This window comes from Paenibacillus cellulosilyticus (assembly GCF_003182255.1).
GTDB lineage: Bacteria > Bacillota > Bacilli > Paenibacillales > Paenibacillaceae > Paenibacillus_T > Paenibacillus_T cellulosilyticus.
The window spans coordinates 1-14428 of the sequence record NZ_QGTQ01000001.1 but is presented as its reverse complement, the minus strand read 5'-3'; the positions used below and the strand labels follow the sequence as shown (position 1 = coordinate 14428).

Sequence of the window (14428 nt, the reverse complement as noted above, 5' to 3'; positions counted from 1 at the left end):
TGGGACGGCGCTTATTTTTTGCCGGTGGAATCAGTATGTCTGCTCTGGTACACTTAGAGGATAGAATGTTAGACAAAGGATGGCGGATCTCGTAATGACGAAACAAATCCAGCGAGGTGACATTGAGCTTCTGGCTCCAGCAGGCGATTGGGATTGCATGCGGGCAGCAGTGGCCAATGGAGCCGATGCGATATTTTTTGGCGTAGAGAAGTTTAATGCACGTGCGCGCGCAAACAATTTTCAAACGGATGAATTGCCTGAAATTATGGCGTTCTTGCATAGCTATGGCGTAAAGGGCTTCCTGACGTTCAATATTCTCGTTTTTGAAGACGAATTAAATGATGCGAAGCAACTGATCGAATCTTGTATCGACGCAGGTGTAGATGCTGTTATCGTACAAGATCTTGGACTTGTGAAGCTTATCCGCGAGATGTCACCGGACTTCCCGATTCACGGCTCGACGCAGATGACGATTACTTCGCCTGAGGCGGTAGAGTTCACAAAGCCGTTCGAGATGGAGCGGGTCGTGCTTGGACGCGAGAACAACCTGAAACAAATTCAGAAGATTGGCGAACAAGCGAAGCTGCCAATGGAGGTTTTCGTACACGGTGCATTGTGCGTATCGTACTCGGGTCAATGCTTGACGAGTGAAATGTGGGGCGGACGCTCGGCCAACCGCGGTGAATGCGCACAAGCATGCCGTTTGCCATATGATCTGATGATCGACGGCGAACAGAAGCCGATGGGCGACGTTGCCTATCTGCTCTCGCCGAAAGACTTGGCTGCAATCGATATTATTCCAGAGCTTATCGAGGCTGGCGTAACTTCCTTCAAAATCGAAGGCCGCTTGAAGAGTCCGGAATATGTAGCGAACGTCGTTAGCAAGTACCGGAAAGTTATCGACAACTACTTTGACGGTTTGCCAACAGCACCTTCGAAGGAAGAAGTTCGCGAGCTGCAGCAGAGCTTCTCGCGTGGCTTTACGCATGGCTTCCTCAAAGGCACGAACAATAAACAGCTCGTCGATGGTACATTCCCGAAAAGCCGTGGTGTCTATCTTGGACGCGTAGAGCGAGTACTTCGTGATGCCGTTATATGCCGAATTGATGCGCCGCTTAAGCGCGGAGACGGTATCGTCTTTGATGCAGGTGATCCGACGAAGAAAGAAGAAGGCGGCCGCGTCTATGATCTTCGCCGCCAAGGGGTCAAGATTGAAGGTGAAGCACAAGAAGGTGTTGTGCTGGAGATCGTACCTGGACGTAATGATGTTGATCTTCGCCGTGTGAAGGTTGGCGACAAAGTATGGAAGACGAGCGATCCCGCACTGGATAAACGTCTGCGTGCTACATTCGAGACGGACAAGCCTTATCGTGTGTTCCCTATGCGCGTAACGGTATCGGGCAGTGCAGGCGAACCGATGGTTACAACGTGGACAGATGTGCAGAAAGGGACGACGGTTGAAGTGGTGTCGGAGATACCGCTTCAGACGGCGCTGAAGCGTCCAATGGACAAAGCGCTGCTCGAAGATCAACTCGGACGACTTGGTGGAACGTTGTATCAGCTTGAGACACTGGAAGTGAATTTGGACGGAGAGCTTATTATTCCCGTTCGTGAGCTGAATCGCATTCGCCGCGCAGCGGTTGAGCAGCTGACGGAAGAACGTCCGAAGCCTCCTGTTTATATTAAACATGAAGTCGATACATTCGCTGATGCATCTCGCAATAAACCGAACGCTGACAATGATGTAGAGCCTTATTTGACGGTGCTGTGCCGAACACTCGAGCAGGTACAGGCAGCAGTGAAGACGAACGCGACGATGATTTATGCAGACTTCGAGTTCATCAAGCAGTTCCCGGCAGCAATTGAAGTCGCGCGCAATGCCGGTAAGCCAATCGCACTTGCTACGCCACGTATTCATATGCCAGGAGAGAATGGCTACCATGCCAATATCCTGAAGCTTAAGCCGGATGCTGTGCTAATCCGTAATACAGGAGCGCTTTACTACTATCTGCGTGCACGGGCCAGCTCACCACCAGGCGAGCCGTTCCCGCAGTTGATTGGTGATTTCTCGCTGAACATCGCGAATCATAAAGCAGTGAATCTGTTCACCGAAGTAGGGTGTGACCTAGTTACTCCTTCTTACGATCTGAACATTCAGCAGATGGTGGATTTGCTTGGCAATTCCGATACTTCTAAGCTGGAAGTCGTGCTTCATCAGCACTTGCCGATGTTCCATACGGAGCACTGCGTATACTGCACATTCATGAGTGAAGGTACAGACTTCACGAACTGCGGCCGCCCATGCGAAGAGTCGCGTGCGTCGCTGCAGGACCGAATCGGGATGTCCCATCCCGTTCGCGTCGATGAAGGCTGTCGTAATACGGTCTACAACGCAATTGAGCAATCCGGTGCGGAATACTTGAACCACTTTATCGAGCTGGGCGTTCGCTCGTTCCGAATCGAATTCCTTGAAGAAACGGCTGAGAAAGTGGAAGAGGTCATGAATCTATATGAAGATGCGCTGGCTGGCCGCATTAGCGGCACGTCTGTATGGCGCAGCTTGAAAGCAATCAACCAGCTTGGAGTAACGCGCGGTCAGCTGGTTAAATAACGGCAGCGTAGACAGGCAGATGTTCTAACGGACATCTGCCTGTCTTTTTTGCGTGTGCATCATTTTCCAATCAGTGGGGGAAGGTAAGAAACACAAGCCATCCCTATTAATGGTGACGTGACAGAGAGGGGGACTGACGAGCCGTGATAACCCCTAGACAGCTGGCTTCGACCGTCATTCTGTTCTTGATCGGAAGCTCCTCGTTGTTTCTGTTGGGAGGTAATGCAGATCGCGATGCATGGATGTCCGTACTCGTCGGCGCGCTGGCGGGGCTGCTGCTGCTTAGCTGTGTAACGCTTCAGATTCAGAGGCTTGAACCGGATCGAAATCTAATCGAGATCTTCAAGCTATATTTTGGCCGCATTATCGGTTTCGTGTTCGGATTCATCTATGTTATTTATTACAGCTACAAATGTATTCGCAATGTCCGTGAGTTCGCGGATCTTTCCATTATGTATTTACTGCCGGATACACCATTGTCGATGGTTATTCTGATCATATGCTTCATTGGTGGCTATGCGGTTCTCGGGGGACCAGGCGTCTTCTTTCGAATGGTGGAAGTGCTGCTTCCGATTCTAGTTATGATCTACGTCGTGCTGTTCATTCTACTGCTTAGCGCTGGGTTGATCGACCTGGGCCGGTTGATGCCTATGCTTGAGCATGGATTCAAGCCCGTGTGGGATGCAGCTATTCCGGAGATTATCTCCTTCCCATTCGGGGAGGTTGTGTTGTTTCTCATGTTCTGGCGTTATACCGCTGCGGATGAATATGGGGTCGTAATAAGGATGACGATTAAGGGCTACGTGTTCGCAGGCCTCTTTATTACGCTGATGAACATTATCACGATTGCCTCACTTGGCCAGTTCGCAGGCTGGAGTGTCGTACCGCTGTTGCAGGCAACGACATTCGTAGAAATCAGCAATCTTTTGGAAAGAATCGATCCGCTTGTGTCACTGCTTGTGTTTTCCGCGGTATACGTGAAGCTTACGGCTTATTATTTGGGAGCATCGATTGCATTCTCCTATTTGTTCCGTATTTCGCTGCGCATAGCAGCAATTCCGGTTGGGATCGGCATTTATGTCGGATCCTTCTGGTTCAAAAGTTATATGCATCAAGTCAATGTCGGGTTTGAAAGGAACTTGAAATATCATTTTCCGATTTTTCAAATCGTCATTCCAATTGTTCTGCTGCTTGTCATGTTACTGCGGAAGAAAGTTCGCAACAAATCGAACGGCGCTAGCCAGCGGCAGCGGTAACAGCAATACAGGTTGAAGCAATACGTGAAGCGAGGAAAGGAGTCCGATGATGTTCAAGAAGCAAACAGCAGGCAATGATAAACAAGCTGGCGATGACCAAAAACAGCATGTCGAACAGCTGCTTGTTCCCGACTTGGAACAAAATATGGAGCGGCTTGAGCGATTCCTTGGCGGAGGAGCGGATATCGTATGCCGAACGTTGACCCATCGTTCATTTCCTAATCAGCGATATGCCTTGTTTTATATTGATGGCATTGTGGATGGCACTGCAATTGGTACGATGCTGCTTGGTTTATTGGAAGATGCCAACAGCCAAGCAACAGAAGAGACGGATAGCTTATACACGCATCTGATGGAGCGGTCGATTGCAGTCGGCAAAATCTTTCCAGCCACGGCCGTTGAGGAAGTAGGATATGCGATGCTTGAGGGCAGCTCTGTCATTCTTGTAGATGGAAGCCTCAGAGCAATCATTATCGATACGACTGGCGGAGAGAGTCGGTCGGTGGAAGAGCCAACCTCCCAGACCGTTGTTCGTGGTCCGAAGGAAGGCTTCACAGAGAATTTGAGGACGAATACGGCACTCGTTCGACGAATAATTAAATCCCCTAAATTACGCGTCGACTATAAGATCGTCGGACGAGAGACACGTACGAACATCGCTGTCATTTACTTGCAGGGGATCGCGCAGGATGATGTTGTGAAAGAAGTGCATCGCCGTATCGAACAGATTGAGATTGATGCAATTCTAGAAAGTGGATACATAGAAGAATTTATTCAAGACAAAGCGTTTACACCGTTTCCGCTGATTCAGAATACAGAACGGCCAGATACAGCTTGTGCGAGCATTCTAGAAGGGCAGGTCGTTATCATGGTGTCGGGCACTCCGTTTGTTCTCATCACGCCTGTCACCTTCGTGAAATTTTTCCAATCGAGCGAGGATTATTATCAACGCTATGATATATCGACGTTTCTCCGGCTCATTCGGATGACGTCCTTCTTTATTTCGATGCTGCTGCCATCGCTCTATATCGCCATTACGACGTTTCATCAGGAAATGCTGCCGACTTCCCTGCTCATTAGTCTTGCTGCGCAGCGTGAAGGGGTTCCCTTCCCAGCGCTTGTTGAAGCATTTCTAATGGAGATCACCTTCGAAATATTGCGTGAGGCCGGGGTCCGGATGCCTCGTATTATCGGTCCTGCGATCTCAATCGTTGGCGCACTTGTACTCGGTCAAGCGGCCGTTCAAGCTGGTCTTGTCTCTGCGGCGATGGTTATTGTCGTCTCGTTCACTGCAATCGCGAGCTTCGTTATACCTGCAGTTAATATGGGGATTGCAGCAAGGCTCATTCGGTTCGTTCTCATGATCCTTGCGGGCTCGTTTGGATTGTTTGGCATTATGTCGGGACTAATGGTGTTGTTGGCGCATTTGTGCGGACTCCGTTCATTCGGCAAACCTTACCTGCTGCCGTTTTCACCATTGATTGTTTCAAATCTCAAGGACACGTTCATTCGTGTCCCATGGTGGGCAATGCGCAAACGTCCGATCGGTATGTCCTCTCATCAAGTTCCGAATCAGAATCGGATTGGCGGCGGCAAACGGCCAGATCCAGACCAGGAAGGTGCTTGAGCGATGAAGCCAGAGATATCGACCTTACAGACGGTCGCCATTGTGATCAATACGATTACGCCGACAGCCCTCTTATCTATTCCTAGCGTGACGATTGGTTTCGCCGCTAACGACGCATGGATATCTGTCCTTATCGCTGCTGTGGCAGGTGTCATCATCGCCATTACAATTGCAGCCATATGTAAAACGAATCCGGGTTTCTTGTTTATTGAGTGGATGGAGAATCGATTTGGCAGGATAGTCGGCATGGTGGTGGGCTTACTGCTTGGCGTTTATTACTTCAATTCCTTCTGTATGATCGTTAGACAGTTCGCTAACTTCATTGCGGACATGGTACTGGATGAGACGCCAATTGTCATGCTGATAGCTGTTATGGTTGGTGTAGCTGCATTCTCAATTGCTCATGGCATTGAAGCGGTTGCGCGATCTGCAGCACTAGTCATGTTTATGGTTATTCTCGTAATTCCGGTCTCGGTTGGGCTTAACTTCGACGACATTAATCTGAAGAAGCTGCTGCCCTTCTTTGATGCGGGCACCTCCCGAATTGGGTTGGCGGCGATTTCCCCGATCGGTTGGCTGTCCGAAATCTCGATTCTGCTTATCCTTCAGCCTTATATGAAGAATCCGAAATCGGTCATGAAAGCTGGAATCATTGGGTCGCTAGGGAGTGCAGCTCAGCTGCTGATCGTCACGGTTATGGCCGTTAGCGTGTTTGGCTCTGAGGTCGTTCGTATGATGTCCTATCCGCTTTTTAATATGGTTGGCATTGTAGAAGTCGGCAAGTTTCTGGAACGAATCGAGATTTATACAGTTTCCGTTTGGGGAATGACCATGTATGTCAAAATGTCAGTGTTTTTATTTGCGTCCGTACATTGCATTACATACACCTTCAGGCTGAAGAGCATAAGGCATACCCTGTTTTCAATCAGTCTGCTTGCGATCGTCACCACGATCGTAACTTGGACGCGAAATCTCGAGCTCGGACGCTTTGTCATTGTTGACAGTATTCCGTTCTTGTCCATGTTCAACATTATTCTCCCGCTATGCATCGGATTCTGTTTGCTTGTAACAAGGGGGAATAACAGCAAGAAAGGGGCGCAATCCTCATGATACGTTTCGTGCGTGGAGCCGTGATGACTGCCGCTTTATTGGGCCTTAGCCTTGTGGCAACGGGCTGCTGGAATCGGATCGAACTGAATGAGCTGGCGATTACTTCGGCAACCGGAATTGACTGGGACGGTCACAACTGGATCGTTTCCTATCAGGTTCTTATACCTGCTGCGATTTCTGCCGGAGTAGGAACGACGGGGGGAGGAACACCGCAATCTCCTGTTATCGTGTACTCGACTAAGGGGAAATCGATTCGTGAGGCCATGATGCACAGCTACTCCGAGAGTCCGCGCAAGCTGTTCTACGCACATAACAGGGTCGTCATCCTAAGCGAGGAAGTAGCACGCCGTGGTTTCAATGAATTGCTGGACGTTTATTTTCGTAACTCAGGGCCTCGTGAGACGGTCAGTATGCTCGTAACACCTGGTAAAGCTCGGCGGATATTAGAGCAATTCATGCAGCTGCAGATCATTCCGGGTGAAGGAATGAAAGACATTATTACGTCCGAGGCCAGAAACTCGTCCATTCTGCCCAACGTTCCGGTTTATCAAATGGCAATGGACCTGACGAGTGACGCGAAAAGTGGTGTCCTTCCTGAAATTTTTATTTCGGGGACAGAGGATACGTCCACACTGGACGCTTTCACCCATACAACCATTCCTTCCAAGCTGAAGCTTGGGAGACTGGCCATTATGCGTGAGGACCATATGATTGGATGGATGAATCGCAAGCAGTCGCTCGGGGTTAGTTTTTTACGGAATGAAGTGAAACAGACAACGATAGCTATTCCATGCACGGATGAGGAAGGGCACAGCGGATTTGACACTATTCTCATTCAGCAGTCGTCAACCAAACTCAAACCAAAGCTGAATGAAGGAAAACTCGGATATACGGCGGAGGTTCATGCTTCAGGTACATTATCAGAGTCGGATTGCGCTCAAAATTTGTACAAGACCAGCGTCACTCAGAAGCTGGAGAGCAGCGGCGGACAGCAGCTTCAAGCAATCATCGACGGGGCATGGAAACAGGGGCAGCAAATGAAAACAGATGTTTTCGGAGCAGCAGAGAAAGCCCATCGCAAATATCCGAAAGCTTGGAAGCAGTGGAGTCAGGATTGGGGCAGCGTGTTCGCAGAGGCTCCGCTTGAAACGAAGGTGCACCTCCGAATTACACGAATGGGGCTAAGCAACAAATCGTTCCAATACTTAACGGAGCAGGGACAGAAGAAGGGAAGATAATAGCTTGTACTATACAACGACGATACTAGTCACCTCGATATTCATTATCGTGCTTTATATAGGAGGCAGGACGCTGCTCCATAAGCGGTATTACAGAGATTTTATATGGTACGCCTGTGTGCTCATTTGGGCATTTGTCATTACATTTGCCTATGTACAGAAGTGGGTAGTCGCATCGCAGCTCACCAGTCTGGCTATGTTTGATGCATGTGTAAGACCGATCACGCAGTTTATACGTCCCATTATGAAATGGGGGTTTGATTGAAAGATAGGGTGTGCCCTTCACCCGCGGTTGCTGAAGGCTGACTTGGTTTGACATTTGGATCCCCCTTGTCCTAGACTGATGTCATTATGCTATAGAAGCGGAGAGTGACAGGATGAACGGGGCGTGGTACTCGGGCTGGCGGCATGTGTTCAAGCTGGACCCGGATCGCGAAATTTCGGACGAGGTGCTTGAAGCCGTATGTATGTCTGGCACAGACGCTATTATGGTCGGTGGCTCAAGCGGACTTACGTATGATAATACGGTTGAGCTTATGTCTCGGGTTCGCAGGTATGCGGTCGATTGCGTGCTTGAAGTTACGAGTTTGGAAGCGGCAGTGCCTGGCTTTGACAACTATTTGGTCCCGCTTGTACTGAATGCGCAGCAAGCGGAATGGCTGATCGGCAGGCAGACGGCAGCGCTTCAAGAGTTTGGACATCTCATTCCATGGGAGATTACGGTCGGTGAAGGTTATCTCATCATGAACGGGGATGCTACGGCAGCTCGCGTAAGCGGTGCGAATGCCAACCTGAGCAGCGATGAGGCTATTGCCTATATACAGGCGGCAGATCGATTATTGCGTCTTCCAATTATTTATATTGAATACAGCGGTAAGTTCGGTGATATGTCGCTCGTACGCCGGGCATCAGAGATGGTGTCTCAGGCGCATGTGATATACGGCGGCGGCATCGATGGTCCGGACAAAGCGGCTGAGGCGGCACGCGCTGCCCGTACTGTTGTGGTGGGTAATGTCATCTATGACAACTTAGACGCTGCACTGGCAACTGTACAAGCGGTGAAGGCTGTTGAGATTGGGGTATAGGCAATAGACCGCAGCTATAAAAGAAGACAACAGACGGTTTTTTCGGATGGATAGACAACAAGAGGTGCAGGCAGTCAGAACGTATACAATCGTTACGCTGCAACGCTCTCCCGTTCCGGAAGAATCGTTTTTTTCTTGTGCATAAAGGCGGCAGTCCTTCGTGCGCAGCAGCTTACAGAACAATGGAAAATCTGAAATTGACACTTCACTCGCCGTTGTCTAGACTAGACTTACAGAGGCGAACAACGATACGAACAACATGTTCTGAGCGATCATTTTAGGAAGGTAGGATCGATCGTTTGGAAAGCTAGCTATAGACGGAGGAGTAACGATTATATGTTTAATTCCATTGATATCGATGCAGCGGTTCAGAAACTCAATCCGCAGCAGCGAGAAGCCGTGCAGGCGACAGACGGACCACTGCTCATTATGGCGGGCGCAGGTAGCGGTAAGACGCGCGTGCTCACGCATCGCATTGCATATTTAATTGAAAAGAAGCGGGTCGCTCCATGGAGCATTCTCGCCATTACGTTTACGAATAAAGCAGCGCGAGAAATGCAGGATCGTGTTTCGAAGCTGGTTGGCCCGTCCGGCGGCGATATTTGGGTCTCGACCTTCCACTCCATGTGTGTGCGGATTTTGCGTCGTGATATTAGCCGAATCGGCTTTACGTCCAGCTTCTCCATTCTCGACTCGGCCGATCAGCTGTCCGTCATTCGCAACATTATGAAGGAACAGAAGATCGACACGAAGAAAATCGAGCCGAAAGCTATACAAGCAGCCATCTCCAGCGCGAAGAATGAACTGCTCACACCAGAACGTTTCTCAGCGAAGGTGGGCGATTACTTCGAGCAGATCGCAGCCAATGTGTATGAACAGTACCAGAAGCGGCTTCGCGCGAACAACTCGCTCGACTTTGATGACTTGATTATGACGACGATTAAATTGTTCAAGGATGAGCCAGATGTGCTCACGTTCTATCAGAACAAATTCCGATACCTCCATGTCGACGAGTATCAAGATACGAACCGGGCGCAGTACATGCTGTGCCGAATGCTTGCAGACAAGCATCATAATATTTGTGTAGTTGGTGATAGTGACCAGTCGATCTACCGTTGGCGTGGGGCGGACATTACGAACATTCTTAACTTCGAAGAGGATTACCCAGAATCGAAGACGATTCTGCTCGAGCAGAACTATCGTTCGACATCGAATATTTTGAACGCAGCGAACGCCGTAATCGGCAACAACGGGGGACGCAAGCCGAAGCGGCTGTGGACGGACCAAGGACCAGGCGAGCCGCTGACGATCTATCAAGCGGACTCGGAGCACGATGAAGGTTATTTCGTAACCGGTGAGATTAGCAAGCATGTGAAAGAAGGACGCAAGTATGCGGATCATGCGATTTTGTACCGTACGAATGCGCAGTCCCGTGTAATCGAGGAAATTCTCATCAAATCGGATATACCGTATCAAATCGTCGGCGGCATCAAGTTCTATGATCGCAAAGAGATCAAGGACCTGCTCGCTTACCTGCGTCTTATCTCCAACCCGGACGATGACATTAGCTTGACTCGGATCGTGAACGTACCGAAGCGGGGCATCGGCGACACAACCGTTGGCCGAATTGCAGATGATGCTGCAAGCCGCGGCATTTCCATGTTTGCAGCGCTCGGTACGCTCGATGAGTTCGGTGGAATCGAAGTAACAGGTAAGGCACGCACAGCACTTATCCAATTCCGCGATATGATTGCTAACTTAACCCGTATGGTGGATTACTTGTCCGTAACGGAGCTGACGGAGAAAATTCTCGAGCTGTCCGAATACCGTTTGGAGCTGCAGCGTGAGAACACGCTGGAGTCCAAAGCGCGTATCGAGAACATCGAGGAGTTTTTGTCCGTCACGCTCGAGTTTGAGAAGAACAATGAAGACAAATCACTCGTGGCTTTCTTGACGGATCTCGCACTTATTGCAGATATCGATTCGATGAACAAAGATGAAGAAGATAATGAACCGCAAGATGCAGTCATTCTGATGACGATGCACAGCGCGAAAGGCCTGGAGTTCCCAGTCGTCTTCATCATTGGTATGGAAGAGAGCGTCTTCCCGCACAGCCGTGCGTTTATGGACAATGAGGAGTTGGAGGAAGAGAGACGTTTGGCGTACGTTGGTATTACCCGTGCGGAGAAAATGCTTTACCTGCTCTGCGCTCGCATGCGTACGCTCTTCGGCCGTACCAACTCGAACCCGCCTTCACGCTTCCTCCAAGAAATTCCGGAGGACGTGAAGACGATCGCCTCGCCTGGCCGCACCATCGGCGGCGGCGGGCTTGGCTTCAGCGGCGGCACCGCAGGCGGATGGTCCGCCGTGCGCCGCGGGGGCGCCGCAGCGCCTAACGCCGGCGGCTCGCCGGCTAGCAGCCCGCAGTCCGGCGGCTTCGGCTACCGGAGCGGCGGCGCGCCTGGCACCGGGCGCGTCGTTCCGAGCGGTACGCCAGCGCCAGCGCCAACCAGCAGCGGCGTTCGTGTGTCTACGCCGCTCGGTTCTGCAGCGGGTGGTGCAAGCGCCGCATCAGACGGCGCAGCGCGGCAGTTCGCGGCAGGGGACAAGGTCACCCACGCCAAATTCGGTGAGGGCGTCGTCGTTGCAGTCAAAGGCACCGATAAGGACACCGAGCTGCAGATCGCGTTTCCGGCACCAGTCGGCCTGAAGCGGCTGCTGGCTGCTTTTGCTCCAATCACCAAGGTTTAATCAGATAGATGAGAACGGAAACATCCATTTCCGTATCGTGCACGCAGAGAGTAGAAGCACGGTACGGAAGACTATCCGATAGGAAGAGGGATATGATCGATGGATCAATACGCAGGAGCCGCGGCGCCAGAGCAGTTGGAGCGCATGAAGCAGCTGGCTGACGAAATTGCACGCCACAGCTACAACTATTACACACTCGATAACCCGACCATCAGTGACGCTGAGTTCGACAAGCTTTACGACGAGCTGACTGCGCTTGAGCAATCGACGGGCGTCGTCTTGGATCATTCCCCGACGCAGCGTGTTGGCGGCGAGTTGCTCAAAGGGTTTGACCCGCACCGCCATCTATCCCGCCTATGGAGTCTCGACAAAGCACAAAACGTCGAAGATTTGCGTGCGTGGAATCAAAGAGTTACGAAGGCAGTAAGCGACTGGAATACGAAGAATCCGGGTCAACCGCCGCTTCCGGCACCTTCTTATGTCATTGAGCTTAAGTATGATGGCTTAACGCTCAATTTGACCTATGACGGAGGTCGTCTCGTTCAAGCGTCGACGCGCGGCAATGGCGTAGTGGGCGAGGGTATTCTAGCACAGGTGAAGACGATTCGCTCCGTGCCTCTCACGATTCCTTTTACAGAAGGGCTCATTGAAGTGCAGGGTGAGGGCATAATGAACCTTTCTGTACTAGAGGCTTACAACCGAACAGCGGAGGACCCGCTGAAGAACGCTCGCAACGCAGCAGCAGGCGCACTTCGCAACCAGAACCCACGCATCACGGCAGAGCGCAAGCTGGATGCTTTCTTCTATAATGTGGGTCACGCACAAGGCGTGTCCTTTGAGACGCATCGTCAAATGCAGCAGTTTCTGATCGACAATCGGTTCAAGGTGAACCCATATGTCACCTACTGCGATTCTATAGAAGAAGTCGAACAAGAAATGACTCGTATTACCGAAATGCGTCCAACACTCGACTATCTCATTGATGGTGCCGTAGTGAAGCTCGTTGATATGCGCACGCGTGAGGCGCTGGGCTATACCGACAAGTTCCCGCGTTGGGCGGTAGCCTTCAAGTTTGAAGCGGAAGAAACGACAACCGTTCTCGAGTCTGTATCCTGGGAAGTAGGTCGTACGGGTAAAATAACGCCGGTTGCACGTGTTGAAGCTGTCGAGCTCGCAGGTGTTACGGTACAGAACTGTACGCTTAATAACATTGGCGATATCGAGCGCAAAAACTTGAAGCACGCGCTAGGTACTCGCGTCTTCATTCGTCGATCCAATGACGTCATCCCCGAGATTCTCGGGAAGGCGGATGATGAGGAAGGGCAAGAGATCGCGTTCCCGACAGAATGTCCTTCTTGCGGTACGGAGCTCGAGCAGCGCGGCGCCCATCTGTTCTGCAACAATAAGCTAGGCTGCAAGCCGCAGTTGATAGGACGGATTACGCACTTTGCTTCCCGCGATGCGATGGACATTGAGACGTTCAGCGTTATGACCGCGGAACAATTATATGAAGATTGTGAAGTGCGCGACCCAGCCGATCTATACGCACTCACCTTTGACGATCTGATTAAGCTTGAGCGTTTCGGTGAACGTAAAGCGCAGAAGCTGCTCGAAGCGTTCGAGAAGTCGAAGGATCGCGATCTCGCTGCCTTCCTCTTCGCGCTCGGCATTCCGAATACGGGGAAAGCGACGACGAAGGTGCTCGCGGACCATTTCGGAGGTCTCGATGCATTGATGGCGGCAAGCGAAGAGGATCTCGTCCAGCTGCCGGATATCGGCGGGATTGTTGCGGACAGCATTGTCAGCTTCTTCGCCGATCCACTCGTGAAGAGCAGCATCGCACGTATGCGCGAATATGGCGTGAAAGCAGAGGCTGAACAGCGTGCAGTGGCAGTAGGTGCAGCGGATAGTGTCTTTAATGGCAAGACCGTTGTACTGACGGGTACGCTTCCGACCATGACGCGCGACGAGGCTGCGAAGAAGCTGGAAGCACTAGGGGCCAAAGTTTCAGGCAGTGTATCCAAGAAGACCGACTTCGTTATCGCGGGTGAGAGTGCGGGCAGCAAGCTGACCAAAGCGAAGGATCTTGGCATTACGGTTATTGAAGATGAAGAGATGTTCAAGCAGATGCTTGGGGAGTAATCATCTAATGGTATAAAAGGATATGGACCGCGGGATATGGGCAGGCTCTATGCTGGCTTATGTCTCGCGGTTTCTAATTTGTAGACGGAATATCAATTGTCTTATTTTACAAGTTGTAATTGAGTTTTCGACGTGGTATATTATTTCTTGTCGCTTCGGACGGCGTCGAAAAACAACGAACTTCATCACAAATGAATGAAATAAGTTGTTGACACTGAGAACGAAAGCTGATAAAGTATATAAATGTCGCCGCAAGAAACGGTGGCGAATATAAGAAAGACAAGTTCTTTGAAAACTGAACATATGGATCACGTCGATCCAAACGAATAAAGTAAGTCAGCTTTTAATGAGCTAAACAAGCACTTCTTTTATGGAGAGTTTGATCCTGGCTCAGGACGAACGCTGGCGGCGTGCCTAATACATGCAAGTCGAGCGGAGTTGATGAGGTGCTTGCACCTCTGATGCTTAGCGGCGGACGGGTGAGTAACACGTAGGCAACCTGCCTGCAGGACTGGGATAACATTCGGAAACGAATGCTAATACCGGATAATCGATTTCCTCGCATGGGGAGATCGGGAAAGACGGAGCAATCTGTCACCTGTGGATGG

Annotated in this window: 9 protein-coding genes and 1 rRNA gene; all 10 read left to right on the top strand. The window is 50.7% G+C overall.

Going from position 1 to position 14428, the window contains the following annotated elements; translation table 11 throughout:
- Positions 1–94 precede the first annotated feature (94 nt).
- Entirely contained in the window at positions 95–2611 is a 2517-nt protein-coding gene (locus DFQ01_RS00050; protein WP_174812865.1) for a U32 family peptidase, read from the top strand.
- A gap of 143 nt (positions 2612–2754) precedes the next feature.
- Positions 2755–3867 (top strand): GerAB/ArcD/ProY family transporter, encoded by a 1113-nt coding sequence (locus DFQ01_RS00045; protein WP_110041835.1) that lies wholly within the window; start codon positions 2755–2757, stop codon positions 3865–3867.
- Between the two features lie 46 nt (positions 3868–3913).
- A complete protein-coding gene (locus DFQ01_RS00040) occupies positions 3914–5494 on the top strand; it encodes a spore germination protein (protein WP_110041834.1) in 1581 nt (526 codons plus the stop codon).
- A 3-nt stretch (positions 5495–5497) separates the two neighbouring features.
- Positions 5498–6604: a GerAB/ArcD/ProY family transporter gene (locus DFQ01_RS00035; RefSeq protein WP_110041833.1), complete on the top strand. Its 1107-nt coding sequence runs from the start codon at positions 5498–5500 to the stop codon at positions 6602–6604.
- Entirely contained in the window at positions 6601–7842 is a 1242-nt protein-coding gene (locus DFQ01_RS00030; protein WP_245946459.1) for a Ger(x)C family spore germination protein, read from the top strand. Before DFQ01_RS00035 ends, DFQ01_RS00030 begins: the two co-directional genes overlap by 4 nt.
- A 4-nt stretch (positions 7843–7846) precedes the next feature.
- Positions 7847–8107 carry a hypothetical protein gene (locus DFQ01_RS00025; protein WP_110041831.1) on the top strand — a complete coding sequence of 87 codons (261 nt, stop codon included), beginning with the start codon at positions 7847–7849 and terminating at the stop codon, positions 8105–8107.
- A 112-nt stretch (positions 8108–8219) separates the two neighbouring features.
- Positions 8220–8927 (top strand): heptaprenylglyceryl phosphate synthase, encoded by a 708-nt coding sequence (pcrB, locus tag DFQ01_RS00020; protein WP_110041830.1) that lies wholly within the window; start codon positions 8220–8222, stop codon positions 8925–8927.
- A gap of 336 nt (positions 8928–9263) precedes the next feature.
- The gene (pcrA, locus tag DFQ01_RS00015) at positions 9264–11678 is read left to right on the top strand and encodes a DNA helicase PcrA (RefSeq protein ID WP_110041829.1); all 2415 of its coding nucleotides are present in this window, start codon (positions 9264–9266) and stop codon (positions 11676–11678) included.
- Positions 11679–11777: 99 nt separating this feature from the next.
- On the top strand, positions 11778–13820 hold the full coding sequence (ligA, locus tag DFQ01_RS00010) for an NAD-dependent DNA ligase LigA (RefSeq protein WP_110041828.1): 2043 nt from the start codon (positions 11778–11780) through the stop codon (positions 13818–13820).
- 367 nt (positions 13821–14187) lie between these two features.
- Positions 14188–14428, top strand: a 16S ribosomal RNA gene (locus tag DFQ01_RS00005); the annotation flags it as partial.